We start from the raw sequence: 16,959 nt of genomic DNA on the forward strand, positions 1-16,959 counted from the left end.
TGCGATGAAGGACATCATAAAACTTCACGACAAGAAGTTCAAGATCATGATTCCCGCCGAGAAGATCGACGAGGCGGTGACGGCCGTGGCCGACCGCATCAATGCGGATTACGCCGGCTGCCCGACGCCGCTGTTCGTGGGCGTGCTGAACGGGTCGTTCATGTTCATGAGCGATCTGATCAAGAAGATCGACTTCAACAACGAACTTTCGTTCGTGAAGCTGGCCTCCTACGAGGGAACCAGCTCGACGGGGGAGGTGAAGAGCCTCATCGGACTGAACGGCTCGATCGAGGGGCGGCACGTGATCGTCGTGGAGGATATCGTCGATACGGGCGAGTCGATCGAGCACATGATGCGCGACCTGCAAGCCCGCCGTCCGGCCAGCGTCGAGGTGTGCACGCTCTTCTTCAAGCCGGGATCGTACCGCAAGCAGGTGCCGATCAAGTACCGCGCGATGGAGATCGGCAACGAGTTCATCGTGGGTTACGGGCTCGACTACGACCAGTTGGGCCGCAGCCTGAAGGATATTTACGTCGTGACGGAGTGATGGCCGCAGGAACCGATAACGCGTTGCTCGACGGGGGGCGGCTGTTGCCGCTCGTCGAGGATTTCTACACGATCCAGGGCGAGGGTTACCACGCCGGCAAGCCGGCCTACTTCATCCGTCTGGGCGGGTGCGACGTGGGTTGCAGTTGGTGCGACGCCAAGTACACGTGGAATCCGAAGCTCTATCCGCCCACCGACGTGGGGACGGTGATCGACCGGGCCACGTCGTGCGCCGCGCGGGCCATCGTCATCACCGGCGGCGAGCCGCTGATCTATCCGCTGGGAATCCTGACCGGAGAGTTGCGCCGGAGGGGGCTCGAAATCTTTCTGGAGACCTCGGGTTCGCACCCCTTCAGCGGGGTGTTCGACTGGGTGTGCCTTTCGCCCAAGCGCAGGCAGCCGCCGCTGGACGACGCCTACGGTAGGGCCCACGAGCTGAAGGTGATCGTCGAATCGGAGGCCGATTTCGAGTGGGCCGAGCGGAACGCCGCGCGCGTCGGACGGCATTGCCGGCTGTATCTCCAGCCCGAATGGAGCGTCTCCGAACGGGTGATGCCCGCGATCGTGGAGTATGTCAAGGTCCGTCCGGAGTGGAACATCTCCATCCAGACGCACAAGTACATGCGCATTCCCTGATCCGCCTATGAAAATCCGACCGGGCCGGAAGTTCTGGATCGCGGCGACGGCGATCATCGTGGTGCTCACGCTTTTCGTGGTGGGGCGCAATGCGCTGCACGCCGTGAAGATCAAGGGGCAGATCAACGCCCTGCTGCGCGAGGAGCTGTTCTACCGGGAGCGGATCGCACAGGACAGCGCGCTCGTCGAGCAGTTGCGTTACGACGACTACCTCGAGGAGTACGCCCGGGAGAATTACCACATGCAGCGGCGCGACGAACACGTCTATATCGTCGAGGAGTAGCGGGCGTTCATTCCGTCTCCTCTCCCGACGGATTTCCGTCCGTCCGGCGGATTTGCGGATGAAGGCGTGCGGCGCGGTTTTCGGCCAGGGCGTTTCAATGATTCCGGCGGGAAAATTCCCGTCGGTTTTTCTTTTTTCAGGGGGCCGGTTTCGGAGGACCGGGGTGCGGACGCCGTTTCCGTGCGGGAATCAGAAGTGTTCGAAGCCGTGCCAGTCGAGCGGCTCGGGACGCCCGTCGCGGAGCCAGACGAGGCCCGGGCGGGCGGTGATGCGGCCCAGCGGATAGAGCGGCGAGCCGAAGCGGGCGAGGTAGTCGGCGGCCAGGCGGTCGGCGGCGGACGGATCGGCGGTGAGGAGTAGCTTGTAGTCCTCGCCTCCGCAGGCGGCGGTGCGCAGGTCGGACCCCGGGGCGACGGGGATGAGCGAAAGCTCCACCTCCGCACCCGCCGACGAACGGTCGAGGATGTGTCCGAGGTCCGAAGCCAGTCCGTCCGAGAGGTCCATCATGGCGTGCACCTCGCTTCGGGCGCCCAGCCATGCACCCTCCCCGACCTGCGGCTCCGGGTTGCGGTGCACGGCGGCGAGCGGCGTGTCGTACCGTCCGGCGAGAATGTCCCGCAGTCCGGCGCCCGAGGCCCCCAGTTCGCCCGCGACGAAGACGATGTCGCCCTCCCGGGCGGCGTCGCGGCGTTTGACGTGTGCGTCGGGGGCGCGGCCGATGGCCGTGACGTTGATCGTGATGCCCCCGGCCGAGCGGGTCGTGTCGCCTCCGACGAGTGCCGCGCCGTAGCGGGCCGACAGCTCGCGGTATCCCTCCATGAACTCCGCGGTCCAGGCATCCTCCGCATCGGCGGGGAGCGCCAGGGAGAGCAGCGTGGCGACGGGACGGGCGCCCATCGCCGCGATGTCGCTCAGGTTGACGGCCAGCGATTTGCGGCCCAGTTCGCGGGCCGAGGTCGCGGCCCGCAGGAAGTGTACCCCCTCGGTCAGCAGGTCGGCGGTGAAGAGCAGCGACGTTCCGTCGCCGAGCGGCAGCACGGCGCAGTCGTCGCCGATGCCCTCGAAGCCGTTGTCGGGGAGTTCGGCGAAGAGCCGCCGGATCGAGTCGATGAATCCGAATTCAGTCATTGTTGCGGAGCTGTCGGACAAAGGTATCGAATTTTCCGGGAATTATCACTATCTTTGTCTCGTGAACGGCGGACCGGGGTCCGCTGCGGCGCACGAAGCAAACGATGCGGATATGAAGATATTGATTCTCAACGGCCCGAACCTCAATTTGCAGGGACGGCGCGATCCGGAGGTGTACGGCACGGAGACCTTCGAAGAGTTTCTGGAACGGCTCCGGGCCGGCTTTCAGGGCGTGGAGTTCGGGTATTTCCAGTCGAATGTCGAGGGAGAGCTGATCGACGCCCTGCAACGGGCCGAGGGACGCTACGACGGCGTGGTGCTCAATGCTGGGGGATACACGCATACTTCGGTGGCGCTGCGGGATGCCGTGGCGGCGGTGTCGGTTCCGGTCGTGGAGGTGCATATCTCGTCGATTCTCGCCCGCGAGGAGTTCCGGCACGTGTCGCTGCTGGCCCCCGTCGTGAAGGGGTCGATCATGGGTTTCGGGCTGGACTCCTACCGTCTCGGCGCCGAGGCCCTGCTGGGAGGCTGCGGAAAGCGGTAGCTTTTCCGGCGGAGCGGACGGGGCGGGGCAGCCCCGCGGGACGGACGGGTAAGAATCCGGACGATTGAGAGAAACACAAAATAACGATATTTCCTATGTATAGAATGAAAAAAACGAAGATCGTTGCGACCATGTCGGATTTCCGCTGCACGGAGGAGTTCGTGAAGGAGCTTTTCGATGCGGGGATGGACGTGATCCGCGTCAATTCGGCCCATGTGACCGAGGAGGGCGCCACGCGCATCGTGGAGATCGTGCACAAGGTCAATCCGGCCATTCCGATCATGATCGACACCAAGGGGCCGGAGATCCGCGTGACGACGATCGCCGACGAATACGGCAACAGCATCCATTTCCGTGCGGGCGACCGGGTCGCCGTGCGCGGGTCGGACGGTTCGGACATGACCACGCGCAAGGTGGTGTACATGAATGTTCCGACGATCGTGCGCGACATTCCCGTGGGGGCGCGGATGCTCATCGCCGACGGCGAGCTGGAGATACGTGTCGTGGGCAAGAACGACACGGAGCTCGACTGCGAGTTCGTCGTGGGCGGCGCCATGCGTTCGCGCAAGAGCGTCAATGTGCCGGGCGTCTCGGTCGATCTGCCGTCGGTGACCGAGAAGGACCGCCGTTTCATCGAGTGGGCCGTGCGCCACGACGTCGATTTCATAGCCCATTCGTTCGTGCGCTCGGCGCGCGACATCCGGGCCGTGCAGGAGATCCTGGACGCCCACGGCAGCCAGATCAAGATCATTTCGAAGATCGAGAACCAGGAGGGGCTGGACAATATCGACGAGATCATCGAAGCGTCGTACGGCATCATGGTGGCGCGCGGCGACCTGGGCGTGGAGCTGCCGGCCGAGGCGATTCCCAACGCGCAGCGGCGCATCGTCGAGAAGTGCATCTGCGCCAAACGTCCGGTGATCATCGCCACGCAGATGCTCTATTCGATGGTCAAGTCGCCCCGTCCGACGCGCGCCGAGGTGAGCGACGTGGCCAGCGCGATCTACGAGCGCGTGGACGCCGTGATGCTGAGCGACGAGACGGCCATGGGCGACTATCCGGTGGAGGCCGTGGAGACGATGGCACGTATCGCCCGCGAGATCGAGCGCGACGAGACGCATTTCAAGCCGATGATCGACATGGATATGGTCTCGGTGAACCACGAGATCACGGCGCAGTTGGCCCGTTCGGCCGTGCGCGCCTCGACGAACCTGCCGGTGAAGTACGTGGTGCTCGACACCAAGACGGGCCGCACGGGGCGTTACCTGGCGGCGTTCCGCGGCCGGAAGACCGTGATGGCCGTCTGCTACCAGCTTCACGCGCAGCGCATCCTGGCGCTTTCGTACGGCGTCGTGCCGATTCTCCGCAATCAGGAGTTGCGCGATAAGTACCACTTCCTGATCGACGCGCTGGAGTTCCTCGACCAGTACCGTAAACTCGCGGACGACGATCTGCTGGCCATCGTGGGCGGCAGCTTCGGGCCCGACGGAGGCGCGTCGTACATCGAGTTCGCCAGCGTGCGCAACATCCGCCGGCGCAACGCGGAGATCGAGGCGCACAAATAAACGGAGCGGGGCTTGGAGGAGCAGCTCAGAGAGCAGGTGGCCCGCGGCGTGGCGTGGAGCATGGCCGAGAAGATCGGGTCGATGCTCTCGATGACCGCCGTGCGGCTGGTGATCCTGAACCTGCTGGAGCCCCGGATTTTCGGCTGCTTCGCCATCCCCTCGGCCGTGGCGGCCGTGGCGATGGTGGTGGCCGACAGCGGTTTTTCGCAGAACCTGATACGCCGCCGGGATCCCGGGCCGCGCGACTACAAGGCGGTGTTCGTCTTCAACATGGCCCTCTCGTCGGCGCTCTACGTGCTGCTGGCGCTGCTGGCGCCCGTTGCGGCGCGCTATTACGGCATGCCGGAGATCGCCCGCATCGCGCCGGTGTTCCTGCTGCTGCTGCCCCTCTCGTCGCTCTGCTCGGTGCAGAACGCCATCTTCACGCGGCAGTTCCGCTTCGCGCTGCTCTCGAAGGTCAATTTCCTCTCCTCTTTCGTGAGCGGACTGGCCGCCGTCGCGCTGGCTGCCCTCGGGTGCGGCATCTGGAGCCTCGTGGCCGAACGGCTGCTGGCGATGGGCGTGCGGGCCGCGCTGTTGTGGCGGTTCAGCGACTGGCATCCCTCGGGACGGTTCAGCGCCGCGCCCCTGCGCGAGATGGCTCCGTTCAGCATGAGCCTCATGGCGACCGACCTGATCTCGACTCTCTACAACAAGCTGCCGCAGTTTTTCTTCGGCAGGCTCTATCCGGCGGCGACGCTCGGCGTCTTCGAACAGGCCGTCAAGCTCAAGGACATGCCCACGACGGCCGCCGTGCAGTCCGTGCAGAGCGTCACCTTTCCCGCGCTGGCGAAGATCGGGGACGACGCCCCGAAGTTCGCCGAGAGCTACCGGCAGGTGATGATGGTCATGGCCTACGTGATGTTTCCCGCACTGCTGGGGCTGTCGGCCGTGGCCCGCGACCTGTTCGACGCGCTGCTGACGGACAAGTGGCGGCCGACGGTTCCCTATTTCGAGGTGGTGTGTCTGGCCGGAATGTTCTACTCGGTGGGGATGATCGCCTACAACGTGCTGAAGATCAAAAGCCGGGGGCCGCTGATCGTCCGGCTCGAAGTGCTCAAGAAGCTCGTCATGACGGCCGTGTTCGCCGTGACGATCCCTTGCAGCGTGATGGCCGTGGTGTGGGGGCTGGTCGTCATCGCCTTTTGCGAAATGGCCGTCAATTTCTGGGCCACGCTGCGCTTCACGACGCTCTCCGTCGGGCGGTTCCTCCGGACCATGCTGCCCGTGGCGCTGGCTTCCGCGGCGATGTACGCCGTGGTGCGGCTGACGGCTGCGGCGATGCCTCCCGGGCACGCGCTGCTGCGGGTCGCGGCGGAGGTCGCGGCGGGCTGCGCGAGCTACCTGCTCGTTTCGCTGCTTTTCCGGCTGGAGGCTTTCCGGCAGGTGGTCTCCCTGTTGAAAAAGCAGGCTGCCCGTTGAGGACAGCCTGTTTTCGTTTCGGATGAATGTATCGGAACCGTCGCCGGAAGGAGATTCGGCCGCTATGCGTAAACCTTCGGCTCTACGGAGCCCCGCAGGACGACGAGAGCGTTGGCCACCAATGCCTCCAGCTCGTTCTCGCCGGGGTAAACCGTGACCGGGGCGATGAATCCGCAGCGGTCGCGGAGGTAGTCGGTGACCGGCTCGTTGTAGGCGATGCCGCCCGTGAGCAGGATCCCGTCCACCCGTCCCGAAAGCGCAGCGGCCATGGCGCCGATCTGTTTGGCGATGTTGTAGCACATGGCGTCGAGCACCTTCTGCGCCCGCTGGTCGCCCTCGGCGATGCGTCCCATGACCTCCATGACGGAGTTCGTTCCCAGGTAGGCCACGAGGCCGCCCTTGCTGGAGACGAACTTGAGCAGCTCCTCGCGGGTGTACTGCCCCGAGAAGCAGACCTTGATGAGCTCGCTCGAGGGGATGCTTCCCGCGCGGTCGGGGGCGAAGGGGCCGTCGCCGTCCAGGGCGTTGTTCACGTCCACGATCCGGCCCTGCCTGTGGGCCGCGACCGAAATGCCGCCGCCCATGTGGGCGACGATCAGGTTCGCCTGTTCGTAAACCAGTCCCGCGCGGTCGCAGTGCAGGCGTGCCGTGGCTTTCTGGTTCAGGGCGTGGAAGATCGGCTTGCGCGGGCACATGGGCATGCCCGTGATGCGGGCCGCGTCGTCCATCTCGTCCACCACGGGCGGATCGGCTATGTAGGCCTTCACGCCCGCCATGTGGGCGATCTGCGCCGCCAGCAGCCCTCCGAGGTTGCAGGCGTGCTTCATCTGGGCGTTCCGCAGGTCGTACCGCATCCGCGAATTGACCTCGTAAACCCCCGCGGGGATCGGACGGATCAGCCCGCCGCGGCCGATGACGGCCGCGAGCTGTTTGATGTCGAACTCCTTCTCGCGGAGCGCCGTGAGGATCAGGCCCCGGCGCCAGTCCAACTGGTTGATGATGTCGGGAAACTGCGCGATCTCTTCGGTCTTGTGGCGCAGGGTCACCTCCAGCAAGGGCCGTTCGTCGTCGTAGAGGGCGATCTTGGTGGATGTGGAGCCGGGATTTATCGCTAATACTTTGTAGCCCATAAAGTTCTCGGTTCAGGTTAGTAGCAGGTCGGTTTCGGGGTTATCTGGCGGCCAGACAGGCCAGGGCGATCGAGTAGAGTTTCGTCTTGCTCGTGTCGCCGCGCGAGGTGAGCACGCAGGGAACCTTCGTGCCCATCACCATGGCCGCGAGTTCGCCGCCGCAGAGGTGCGACACCGACTTGAAGAAGACGTTGGCCGACTCCAGATTGGGGAAGAGCAGGCAGTCCGGATCGCCCGCGACGGACGAACCCCGTACCTTCTTGTGTTCGGCCACCTCCTTGTAGAGCGCCACGTCGAGCGACAGCGGACCGTCCACGACGACGTCGCCCAACTGGCCGCGGTCGGCCATCTTGGCCAGCAGCGCGCCTTCGGTCGAGGAGACGACGTTGGGGAGCAGTTGCTCCGAGGGGGCGATGCAGGCGATCTTCGGCGTCTTGATGCCCAGCAGGTTGGCCGTGCGGGCGAGGTAGCCGATCTGCACGGTCTTCTGCTTGAAGTCGGGCAGCGGAATCACGGCGACGTCCGAAATGACGAGCAGCTTGTGGTAGCAGGGCATCTCGACGATCGAAACGTGGCTCAGCACGCCTTTCGGGGGGAACAGCCCGGCCTCCTTGTTGAGGATGCCGCGCATGTACTTGTCCGTCGAGACCAGCCCCTTCATCAGCACGTCGGCGTTGCCGGCGACCACGGCGGCGACGGCCTGCTGCACGCACTTCACGTCGTTGGGTTCGTCCACGACGTTGAAGGCCTTCAGGTCGAGGCCGTTCTCCTCGCAGACCCGTTCGATCGTGGCCTTGTCGCCGTAGAGCGTCGGCTCCACCAGCCCCTCCTTGTAGGCCTCATAGACGGCCTCCAGCGTATGCGAATCCTGCCCGTAGGCTACGGCAAGACGTTTTTTACCTCTCTTTCTCGCCTCTTCGACGATTTCCGTAAGATGCTCAATCATAGTTTTGTGTCGTTTGATTTGTTGTCGTGTGTGCGTTTTATTTCACCAGATTGTAGGTGTCCGTGGCGATCATCAGCTCTTCGTCGGTGGCGATCATGGCCACCTTCACGCGCGAGTCGGGCGCCGAGAGCAGCTTGTCCACGCCGCGCGCGCCCTTGTTGGCCGCAGGGTCGAACTTCACGCCCATGAACTCCAGTCCCGAGCAGACCGATTCGCGCATCTCCTCGGAGTTCTCGCCCACGCCGCCCGTGAAGACGATCAGATCGACGCCGCCCATCTCGGCGGCGTACTGTCCGACGAACTTCTTGATCCGGCCGTAGTGCATGTCGCGGGCCAGAATCGCGCGCGGGTCGCCCTCGTCGTAGGCGCGGTCGATGTCGCGCATGTCGCTCGAGAGGTCCGTGAGCCCCAGCACGCCCGAACGCTTGTTCATCATGTCGTTCAGCTCGGCGTAGGACATGCCCTCCTTTTCGCCGATGTAGGTGACGGCGCTGGCGTCCACCTGTCCGCAGCGCGTGCCCATCACCAGCCCGTCGAGCGGCGAGAAGCCCATCGACGTATCGAAGGACTTGCCGTTGAGCACGGCCGTCACCGACGCGCCGTTGCCGATGTGGCAGGTGATGATTTTCGAGCGGAGGAAGTCCAGCCCGGCCAGTTCGGCGCCCACGCGGGCCACGTAGCGGTGGCTCGTGCCGTGGAAACCGTATTTGCGCACGCGGTACTTGTCGTAGTAGGCGTGGGGCAGGGCGTACATGTAATTGACGGCCGGGATGGTCTGGTGGAACGACGTGTCGAAGACCGTGACCTGCGGCACGCCCGGCAGCACCTTCTCGATCGAGAGCACGCCCTCGAGGTTGGCGGGGTTGTGCAGCGGGGCGATCTCGAACAGCGAGCGGATCTTCTCCTTGACCTCCTCGGTGACCAGGCAGCTTTCGGGGAAAAATTCGCCGCCGTGGGCGACGCGGTGGCCGACGGCCTTCACCTCGTCCAGCGAGCGGATCACGCCGTGCGCAGGATCCGTCAGGGCGTCGAGCACCAGACGGATGCCGGTCGTGTGGTCGGGAATCGGCTGCCGCAGTTCGAACCGCTCCTTGCCGACGGGTTTGTGCACCAGATCGCCCTCGGCCAGTCCGATGCGTTCCACGATTCCCTTTGCGAGCACTTTGCTCGAGGCGGCCTCCATGTCGATGACCTGATATTTGATCGACGACGAGCCGCAGTTCAGTACCAGAATTACCATTTTTCTCTATGCGGTTTTTTGAGTTAATTGCGTGACAGGTGGCCGATCCACATGCCCAGCGCGGCGAACGCGATGCAGACCGCGGCGCTCAGGACGATGTATGCGGCGGCGGGGCCGTAGTCCCCGGCGCGGAGCAGGCGGACGGCGTCGGCCGAAAAGGTCGAAAAGGTGGTGAACCCGCCGCAGAACCCCGTGACGAGCAGCCATCCGGCCGCGGCGGACGAAAGGCTTTCGAGCAGAATGCCGATCAGCAGCGACCCCGCGGCATTGACGGCGAACGTCCCAGCGGGAAAGCCCAGCAGCGTGTGCCCGGCCAGCATCCAGCAGGAGATCGCGTAGCGGGCGGCGCTTCCGGCGGCGCCCCCGATTCCTACGGCGATGAGTTCACGAATCATAAGTTAAATATATGTATATTTCTGCGAATATGCAAATTTAGATAAAAAATGATTACGGATTGTTATGATGCCTGCCGAATTTTTCGGGAATTTTGTCGGAATGGGCGCGGCGTCGGAGAATCGGAGGCCGCGCGGGACCGGCTGCGGGGAGCGGATACGGTTCCGGGCAGGGGCTTCGGGACGGCCCGGGCGGGATATTGCCGGTGCGCTTCCGGGGACGGTTTCCCGGGTGCGGCGGGATTACGGCTCGTATTTGTAACCCATGCCCTTGACCGTGACGATGCGCCGCTCGCCGATCTTCTGGCGGAGCTTGCGGATATGCACGTCGATCGTACGGTCGCCCACGACCACCTCCGAGCCCCAGATCCGGGCGTAGATCTCCTCGCGCGAAACGAGCCTTCCCGGGGCGGCGCAGAGCAGCTCCAGCAGGGCGAACTCCTTGCGCGGCAGGGTGATTTCGCGGCCGTCGCAGAGCACCGTGTGGCGTTCGCGGTCCACCGTGATTCCTGTCTGCGCGCCGTCCGGCGCGGCGGGGGTGTCGTCGGCGTCGATGCGTTTGAGAATGGCCTGCACGCGGCTTACGAGCAGCTTCATCTTGATCGGTTTGGTGAGGTAGTCGTCGGCTCCGACGCCGAAGCCGGCGAGCTGCTGCTCCTCTTCGCCCAGTGCCGAGAGGAAGACGATCATCGTGTCGCGCAGCCGGGGGTCGCGGCGGATGGCGCGGCAGGTCTCCACGCCGTCCATCACGGGCATCATCATATCCAGCAGAATCAGGTGCGGACGGCAGGCGGCGGCCCGTTGCAGCGCTTCGGCGCCGTTCTGGGCCGTATAGACCTCGTACCCTTCGCGGACGAGGTTGTAACGGACGAATTCGAGGATGTCCACCTCGTCGTCCACCAGCAGGATGCGATGGCTCATGTGTCGGTTTTCCGATGGGGGCGTCCTTCGGACGGAGGCCCGGATTATCTTTCCGCGAAGATAGCAAATTTCCCGCTAAAACCTTCGGCGTACCGGGAAAAATAAGTATATTTGCGGGATTTATGTACTCCCGCTTCGCGGCGGGCAAGAAAACGCGTACTGAAATGGCTACTGAAAAACCGAACCTTCCTGCTTCCGAGGAGCAAATCAGCCCTGCGGCTGAAGATGTGATCGCTGCCTGCGAGGCGACCGACGGCGTCGCCGATCCCGAAATGCCCGCTGCGGCGGAACCCCCTGTCGCGGAGGCCGCCGGCGCAGAATCCGGGACGGATGCCGCCGGGGAGACCGCTGCCGGAGATTCCGTGACGGAGACTGCCGCCGAAGAGGTCGCCGGAGAGGTTCCCGCCGGGGAGGCCGTGCGGCAGGAGGATGCGCCGCGTCCGCGCCGCGCCCGCATCAGGGCGGCGGCGGAGCCCGTGGAAGCCCCGCAGGAGGAGGATGCGCCCGAGGAGGTGCAGGTGGACTTTTCGGACGAGGACGCCGCGCTGGCGGCCCGGAGCGCCGGGCTCGAACTGGACGAGGCCACGGCCGAGGAGGAGGCCGCCGAACGGCTGGCGGCGGAGGCTCCCGCGGCCGAGGACCGTTTCGTCGGAAAGAGCAAGGAGGAGCTGGTGGCCTTGTTCGGGAAGATGCTCGGGGAGCAGCCCGTGCAGGCGTTGCGGCGCGACGTGGAGGCGCTGAAGATCGCCTTCTACCGGCTGCGCCGCGCCGAGGTGGAGGCTGCGCGCCGCCGCTTCATTGAGGAGGGGGGCGCCGAGGAGGAGTTCTCGCCCGCCGTGGACGGCGCCGAGGTGCAGCTCAAGGAGCTGTTCAGGGAGTACCGCCGCCGCCGCGACGAGTTCATCGCCGGACTGGAGGCCGAAAAGGAGAAGAACCTCGCGACGAAACTCGGGATCATCGAGGAGCTCAAGGAGCTGGTCGATTCGGACGAGACGCTGAACCATACCTTCACGAAATTCCGCGAGTTGCAGCAGCGCTGGAAGGAGACGGGCATCGTGCCCCAGCAGCATGTCAAGGACCTGTGGGAGACCTACAACCTGCATGTCGAGAATTTCTACAACTTCATCAAGATCAACAAGGAGCTGCGCGACCTGGACCTGAAGAAGAACTACGAGCAGAAACTCGCCCTCTGCGAGCAGGCCGAGGCGCTGGTGCTGGAGCCGTCGGTGGTGGAGGCGTTCCACAAGTTGCAGAAGCTCCACGACGAATGGCGCGAGACGGGTCCCGTGGCCAACGAATACAAGGAGGCGCTGTGGGAGCGGTTCAAGGCCGCTTCGAGCCGCATCAACAAGCAGCATCAGGAGCATTTCGAGGCGCTGAAGGCCGAGCAGGTCAGGAACCTCGAGCTGAAGACCGGGCTGTGCGAAGCCACGGAGGAGCTGGCCGCGCAGCCTTTCACCGCGCGCAAGGAGTGGAACCGGGCGAGCGACCGGCTGCTCGAGATACAGAAGACATGGAAGACGATCGGGTTCGCCCCGAAAAAGGATAACAACCGCATTTACGAACGGTTCCGTGCGGCGTGCGACCGCTTCTTCGAGGCCAAGCGGCAGTTCTATGCCGGGGTGAAGGCCGAGATGGAGCACAACTTGCAGCTCAAGACCGAGCTGTGCGAGGCTGCCGAGTCGCTGATGCAGAGCGAGGAGTGGAAGAAGGCCACCGACGAGCTGATCGCCTTGCAGGCCCGCTGGAAACAGATCGGCGCTGTGTCGCGCCGGCATTCCGATGCCGTGTGGAAACGTTTCCGCGCGGCATGCGACCGCTTCTTCGAGCGCAAGAGCGCGCATTTCGCCGGCGTGGACGGCGAGCACGAGGAGAACCTGCGCCGCAAGCTGGCGCTGCTCGACGAGATGGCCGCGGCGGACGTCAGGGCCGGCGGCTACGAGGTGATCCGGGATTTCCAGCGCCGCTGGGGCGAGATCGGATTCGTGCCCATCCGCCAGAAGGAGGCGGTGCAGAAGCGCTACAAGGCGGCCGTCGATGAGCTGTTCGCGACGCTGCGCGGCTCGGAGCGCGACCGTTCGATGACCCGTTTCCGCGAGAAGGTCTCCTCGCTGAAGGCCTCGGGGGACCGCCGCCTGCGCTCGGAGCGCGAGCGCCTTTACAACAAGGTGCGGCAGATCGAGCAGGAGATCGCCCTGCTGGAGAACAACGTGGGCTTCTTCGCCAAGTCGAAGAACGCCGAAGCGCTGATCGCCGAGGTGCGGGCGAAGATCGACCGGGCCCGCGAGGAGCTGGCCGCCACGATCGAGAAGGTGAAACTGATCGACCGGCAGGCGGAGAGCGACGCCGGCGGGCAGGAGAAGGCCTGACGGCATCAGGAAAAGACAGATACTAAAATATTTTAAGAGTACAGCATGAAACTCTCCAAACCCAAGTACATATTCGTGACGGGCGGCGTGGCGTCGTCGCTCGGCAAGGGTATCATTTCGGCTTCGATCGCACGGCTGTTGCAGGCGCGCGGCTATTCGGTGACCATCCAGAAGCTCGACCCCTACATCAACGTCGATCCGGGAACGCTGAATCCCTACGAGCACGGCGAGTGCTACGTGACGGAGGACGGCGCCGAGACGGACCTCGACCTGGGCCACTACGAGCGCTTTACGAACCACCCCACGTCGAAAGCCAACAACGTCACAACGGGCAAGATCTACAAGAGCGTCATCGAGAAGGAGCGCAAGGGTGAGTACCTGGGCAAGACCGTGCAGGTCATTCCGCACATCACCGACGAGATCAAGCGGCGCATTCAGCTGCTGGGGCAGACCAAGAAATACGACGTGATTATCACCGAGATCGGAGGTACGGTGGGCGACATCGAATCGCTGCCCTTCATCGAGTCGGTGCGCCAGTTGCGCTATTCGCTCGGGTACAGGAACACGGCGCTGGTGCACCTGACGCTCATCCCCTACATGGCCGCGTCGGGCGAACTGAAGACCAAGCCCACGCAGCACTCCGTGAAGGCGCTGCTGGAGAACGGATTGCAGCCCGATATTCTGGTGCTGCGCACGGAGCATCCGCTGACGCAGGGCATCAAGCGCAAGGTGGCGCTGTTCTGCAACGTGGACGCCAACGCCGTGATGGAGTCGATCGACGTGCCGACGATCTACGAAGTGCCGATGAAGATGCATGAGCAGCATCTGGACGAAGTGGTGCTCGCCAAGCTGGACCTGCCGGCCGACAAGGAGCCGGACATGGCCGCCTGGACGGCGCTGGTCGAGAAGATCAAGCATCCGGCGAAGACGATCGAGATCGCGCTGGTGGGCAAATACACCGAGCTGCCCGACGCCTACAAGTCGATCTGCGAATCGTTCGTGCACGCCGGGGCGGTGAACGACTGCAAGGTGAAGCTGCGCTACGTGAACTCGGAGAAGATCGACGCGTCGAACGTGGCCGCGCAGTTGGGCCGGATGGCCGGGATCCTGGTGGCTCCCGGATTCGGAAACCGCGGCATCGAGGGCAAGATCGAGGCCGTGCGTTTCGCACGCGAGAACGGCATCCCGTTCCTCGGCATCTGCCTCGGCATGCAGTGCGCCGTGATCGAGTTCGCCCGCAACGTGCTGGGAATCGCCGACGCCAATTCGAGCGAAATGGAGCAGACGCCCCATCCGGTGATCGACCTGATGGAGGAGCAGAAGGGTATCACGGCCAAGGGCGGCACGATGCGTCTGGGGGCCTATCCCTGTACGCTCCGCAAGGGGTCGAAGGTGGCCGCGGCCTATGGCCGGCTCAACATTTCGGAGCGCCACCGCCACCGTTACGAGTTCAACAACGACTACCTCGCGCAGTTCGAGGCGGCCGGGATGAAGGCCGTGGGTGTCAATCCCGACACGAATCTGGTGGAGGTCGTCGAGATCGAGAACCACCCGTGGTTCGTGGGTACGCAGTACCACCCCGAGTACAAGAGCACCGTGCTGAGTCCCTCGCCGCTGTTCGTGGCCTTCGTGAAGGCCGCGCTCGCCTGTGCGGAGGAGCGGAAATAGCGGCCCGGAGACCGGAAAACAAAAAGCAGGACAACGAAGAGCGATTTTATTTGGTTAGATGGATAAAAAATCAATTATCGGAATTGCCGTAGTGGCGGTGCTCTTTTTGGGCTTCGCCTATATGAATACGAAGGAACAGGAGAAATACCAGCAGGAGATGGCCCGGTGGCAGGCCTATCAGGATTCGCTGGCCGCGGCCGCGGCCGTGACGGCGCCCGCCGCCGGAGAGGCGGTTGCCGCGGCGGATTCGGTGGCGGCCGCCGCCGTGCGCGAACGTCAGGTGGAGGCGCTGGGCGCGACGCTCGCTGCGGCCCGTGAGGCCGAAGCGGAGGAGTTCACGGTGGAGAACGACGTGATGGCGGTGCGTTTCTCGACGCGCGGCGGCCAGGTGACGGGCGTGACGCTGAAGGATTACAAGCGCTATGCCCCCCGCGGCGAGGAGGGCCGTCCGGTCGAGATGATGGACCCCGCCACGGCGCGTTTCGGCATGACCTTCTACGTGAAGAACGGCCTGCGCAACGTCGATGTCAATACGCTCGACTACGTTTTCGAGGCCGAGCCGGTCGCCGAAGGCCCGGAGGGCGAACAGGTGGTCGTCATGCGCCTCCCGGTGTCGGGGGATGCGAGCCTCGAGTACCGCTATACGATCTACGACACGGCGTCGCCCGAGCGCGACTATCTGGTGGGGTTCGACGTCCGGCTGGTGAACATGGCCCGCGAGATGGCCAACCAGACCCAGATACAGATCGACTGGTCGAACACCTCCTACCAGAACGAGAAGGGCTTCAAGAACGAGAACATGTATACCACGGTGGCCTACCGTTTCCCGGGCGAGAAGTCGGTCGAGGAGCTGGGCATGAGCGAGGAGGAGAAGTCGAAGGAGGTGACCTCGTCGCTCAACTGGGTGGCCTTCAAGCAGCAGTTCTTCTCGTCGGTGTTCATCGCCCCGGAGAACGTCTCGTATGCCGATCTGGGCTTCTCGACGGCGCATCCCGGTTCGGGCTACGTGAAGGATTTCACGGCGCGGATGACCGTGCCCTACACGCCGCAGACCGAAGGGTATGATTTCGCCTTCTACTTCGGCCCCAACAAGTACTCGATCCTCAAGAAGGTGAGCCTTTCGGAGGGGGACGACCTGCACATGGAGCGTCTGATTCCGCTCGGCTGGGGCATCTTCGGCTGGGTGAACCGCTGGTGCGTGATTCCGGTCTTCGACTTCCTGCGCAACTACATTCCGAGCTTCGGCATCGTCATCCTGATCCTGGCCGTGCTGATCCGGCTGGTGATCTCGCCGCTGACCTACAAGAGTTACGTTTCGATGGCCAAGATGCGGCTGATCAAGCCGCAGGTCGATGAGCTGGCGAAGAAGTACCCCAAGCAGGAGGATGCCATGAAGCGCCAGCAGGCGACGATGGAGCTCTACAAAAAGGCCGGGATCAACCCGATGGGCGGCTGCATTCCGCTGCTGATCCAGATGCCGATTCTGATCGCCGTGTTCCGGTTCTTCCCGGCGTCGATCGAGCTGCGCGACCAGTCGTTCCTCTGGGCCGACGACCTGTCGTCGTACGACAGCGTGCTGAACCTGCCCTTCTCGATTCCGTTCTACGGCGACCACGTGAGCCTGTTCGCGCTGCTGATGGCCCTGTCGATGTTCGTCTATTCGTATTATAACTACCAGCAGACGGCTTCGGCGCAGCCCCAGATGGCCGGCATGAAATTCATGATGGTCTATATGATGCCCGTCATGCTGCTCCTGTGGTTCAACAGCTACGCCAGCGGTCTGTGCTACTACTACCTGCTGTCGAACCTGCTCACCATCGGCCAGACGCTCGTGATCCGGCGCATGGTGGACGATTCGAAGATTCAGGCCATCATGCAGGCCAACGCCGCGCGGAAATCGAAAGGCCGGAAGTCGAAGTTCCAGCAGCGCTACGAAGAGCTGATGCGCCAGCAGGAAGCCATGCAGCGCGCGAAGAATTCGAAGAAATAGGATTTGCGGAACCTTCCCGTTCCGCATAGGGATAACGCCCCCGTCGCAACGATTGCGACGGGGGCGTTTCGTTTCGGGCCGGGGCGTTTCGGGCCGGAGTGTTTCGGAAGGGGGACGGTCCGTTCCGGGCGGGACATGTC

Annotated in this window: 15 protein-coding genes; 9 read left to right on the forward strand and 6 right to left on the reverse strand. The window is 63.9% G+C overall.

Translation table 11 applies throughout. From position 1 onward, the window contains the following. The first annotated feature begins 4 nt into the window (after positions 1 to 4). Genes hpt through KB554_RS07005 form a run of 3 tightly spaced genes read left to right on the forward strand, consistent with a single transcriptional unit; the run spans position 5 to position 1,465 of the window. Positions 5 to 547, forward strand: coding sequence for a hypoxanthine phosphoribosyltransferase (hpt, locus tag KB554_RS06995; RefSeq protein WP_141427768.1), 543 nt, complete (start codon positions 5 to 7; stop codon positions 545 to 547). Then, a complete protein-coding gene (locus KB554_RS07000; protein WP_211035346.1) occupies positions 547 to 1,182 on the forward strand; it encodes a 7-carboxy-7-deazaguanine synthase QueE in 636 nt (211 codons plus the stop codon). Before hpt ends, KB554_RS07000 begins: the two co-directional genes overlap by 1 nt. Positions 1,183 to 1,189: 7 nt before the next feature. Then, a complete protein-coding gene (locus tag KB554_RS07005; RefSeq protein WP_141427766.1) occupies positions 1,190 to 1,465 on the forward strand; it encodes a septum formation initiator family protein in 276 nt (91 codons plus the stop codon). Between the two features lie 189 nt (positions 1,466 to 1,654). Here KB554_RS07005 and thiL read toward each other — a convergent pair whose 3' ends face one another. Next, positions 1,655 to 2,593, reverse strand: coding sequence for a thiamine-phosphate kinase (gene thiL, locus KB554_RS07010; RefSeq protein WP_211035347.1), 939 nt, complete (start codon positions 2,591 to 2,593; stop codon positions 1,655 to 1,657). A 112-nt stretch (positions 2,594 to 2,705) separates the two neighbouring features. On the opposite strand from thiL, the gene aroQ reads away from it, so the two are divergent. The 3 genes from aroQ (at position 2,706) to KB554_RS07025 (ending at position 6,163) form a co-directional block, all read left to right on the forward strand. Beyond that, positions 2,706 to 3,137: a type II 3-dehydroquinate dehydratase gene (aroQ, locus tag KB554_RS07015; RefSeq protein ID WP_141427764.1), complete on the forward strand. Its 432-nt coding sequence runs from the start codon at positions 2,706 to 2,708 to the stop codon at positions 3,135 to 3,137. A 95-nt stretch (positions 3,138 to 3,232) separates the two neighbouring features. Further along, a complete protein-coding gene (pyk, locus tag KB554_RS07020) occupies positions 3,233 to 4,702 on the forward strand; it encodes a pyruvate kinase (RefSeq protein ID WP_211035348.1) in 1,470 nt (489 codons plus the stop codon). A gap of 12 nt (positions 4,703 to 4,714) precedes the next feature. Then, the gene (locus tag KB554_RS07025) at positions 4,715 to 6,163 is read left to right on the forward strand and encodes a lipopolysaccharide biosynthesis protein (RefSeq protein WP_141427762.1); all 1,449 of its coding nucleotides are present in this window, start codon (positions 4,715 to 4,717) and stop codon (positions 6,161 to 6,163) included. Between the two features lie 62 nt (positions 6,164 to 6,225). Here KB554_RS07025 and buk read toward each other — a convergent pair whose 3' ends face one another. The 5 genes from buk to KB554_RS07050 all read right to left on the reverse strand — a co-directional run bounded on the left by buk (position 6,226) and on the right by KB554_RS07050 (position 10,792). Continuing rightward, positions 6,226 to 7,293 carry a butyrate kinase gene (gene buk, locus KB554_RS07030; RefSeq protein ID WP_141427761.1) on the reverse strand — a complete coding sequence of 356 codons (1,068 nt, stop codon included), beginning with the start codon at positions 7,291 to 7,293 and terminating at the stop codon, positions 6,226 to 6,228. A gap of 40 nt (positions 7,294 to 7,333) precedes the next feature. Beyond that, positions 7,334 to 8,239, reverse strand: coding sequence for a phosphate acyltransferase (locus KB554_RS07035; protein ID WP_141427760.1), 906 nt, complete (start codon positions 8,237 to 8,239; stop codon positions 7,334 to 7,336). Positions 8,240 to 8,276: 37 nt separating this feature from the next. Next, positions 8,277 to 9,479, reverse strand: a complete 1,203-nt coding sequence (locus KB554_RS07040) for an acetate kinase (RefSeq protein WP_211035349.1) — start codon at positions 9,477 to 9,479, stop codon at positions 8,277 to 8,279. A gap of 23 nt (positions 9,480 to 9,502) precedes the next feature. Continuing rightward, entirely contained in the window at positions 9,503 to 9,874 is a 372-nt protein-coding gene (gene crcB, locus KB554_RS07045; protein ID WP_141427758.1) for a fluoride efflux transporter CrcB, read from the reverse strand. 240 nt (positions 9,875 to 10,114) lie between these two features. Next, positions 10,115 to 10,792 (reverse strand): response regulator transcription factor, encoded by a 678-nt coding sequence (locus KB554_RS07050; RefSeq protein ID WP_141427757.1) that lies wholly within the window; start codon positions 10,790 to 10,792, stop codon positions 10,115 to 10,117. Positions 10,793 to 10,956: 164 nt separating this feature from the next. Here KB554_RS07050 and KB554_RS07055 point away from each other — a divergent pair, with 164 nt between their 5' ends. From KB554_RS07055 to yidC, 3 genes are read left to right on the forward strand one after another with little or no spacing between them, the layout of a single operon-like run. Then, positions 10,957 to 13,161 carry a DUF349 domain-containing protein gene (locus tag KB554_RS07055; protein ID WP_211035350.1) on the forward strand — a complete coding sequence of 735 codons (2,205 nt, stop codon included), beginning with the start codon at positions 10,957 to 10,959 and terminating at the stop codon, positions 13,159 to 13,161. Positions 13,162 to 13,206: 45 nt separating this feature from the next. Continuing rightward, positions 13,207 to 14,829, forward strand: a complete 1,623-nt coding sequence (locus KB554_RS07060; RefSeq protein WP_211035351.1) for a CTP synthase — start codon at positions 13,207 to 13,209, stop codon at positions 14,827 to 14,829. 58 nt (positions 14,830 to 14,887) lie between these two features. Beyond that, positions 14,888 to 16,819 (forward strand): membrane protein insertase YidC, encoded by a 1,932-nt coding sequence (yidC, locus tag KB554_RS07065; RefSeq protein WP_211035352.1) that lies wholly within the window; start codon positions 14,888 to 14,890, stop codon positions 16,817 to 16,819. Positions 16,820 to 16,959 lie beyond the last annotated feature (140 nt).

The organism is Alistipes sp. Marseille-P2263 (assembly GCF_018101075.1).
GTDB lineage: Bacteria > Bacteroidota > Bacteroidia > Bacteroidales > Rikenellaceae > Alistipes > Alistipes dispar.

What these genes read in the sequence shown, in the direction of transcription:
- hpt (WP_141427768.1), top strand. Translation starts at nt 5, where the DNA reads ATGAAGGACATCATAAAACTTCACGACAAGAAGTTCAAGATCATGATT.
- KB554_RS07000 (WP_211035346.1), top strand. Translation starts at nt 547, where the DNA reads ATGGCCGCAGGAACCGATAACGCGTTGCTCGACGGGGGGCGGCTGTTG.
- KB554_RS07005 (WP_141427766.1), top strand. Translation starts at nt 1,190, where the DNA reads ATGAAAATCCGACCGGGCCGGAAGTTCTGGATCGCGGCGACGGCGATC.
- thiL (WP_211035347.1), bottom strand. Translation starts at nt 2,593, where the DNA reads ATGACTGAATTCGGATTCATCGACTCGATCCGGCGGCTCTTCGCCGAA.
- aroQ (WP_141427764.1), top strand. Translation starts at nt 2,706, where the DNA reads ATGAAGATATTGATTCTCAACGGCCCGAACCTCAATTTGCAGGGACGG.
- pyk (WP_211035348.1), top strand. Translation starts at nt 3,233, where the DNA reads ATGTATAGAATGAAAAAAACGAAGATCGTTGCGACCATGTCGGATTTC.
- buk (WP_141427761.1), bottom strand. Translation starts at nt 7,293, where the DNA reads ATGGGCTACAAAGTATTAGCGATAAATCCCGGCTCCACATCCACCAAG.
- KB554_RS07035 (WP_141427760.1), bottom strand. Translation starts at nt 8,239, where the DNA reads ATGATTGAGCATCTTACGGAAATCGTCGAAGAGGCGAGAAAGAGAGGT.
- KB554_RS07040 (WP_211035349.1), bottom strand. Translation starts at nt 9,479, where the DNA reads ATGGTAATTCTGGTACTGAACTGCGGCTCGTCGTCGATCAAATATCAG.
- crcB (WP_141427758.1), bottom strand. Translation starts at nt 9,874, where the DNA reads ATGATTCGTGAACTCATCGCCGTAGGAATCGGGGGCGCCGCCGGAAGC.
- KB554_RS07050 (WP_141427757.1), bottom strand. Translation starts at nt 10,792, where the DNA reads ATGAGCCATCGCATCCTGCTGGTGGACGACGAGGTGGACATCCTCGAA.
- KB554_RS07055 (WP_211035350.1), top strand. Translation starts at nt 10,957, where the DNA reads ATGGCTACTGAAAAACCGAACCTTCCTGCTTCCGAGGAGCAAATCAGC.
- KB554_RS07060 (WP_211035351.1), top strand. Translation starts at nt 13,207, where the DNA reads ATGAAACTCTCCAAACCCAAGTACATATTCGTGACGGGCGGCGTGGCG.
- yidC (WP_211035352.1), top strand. Translation starts at nt 14,888, where the DNA reads ATGGATAAAAAATCAATTATCGGAATTGCCGTAGTGGCGGTGCTCTTT.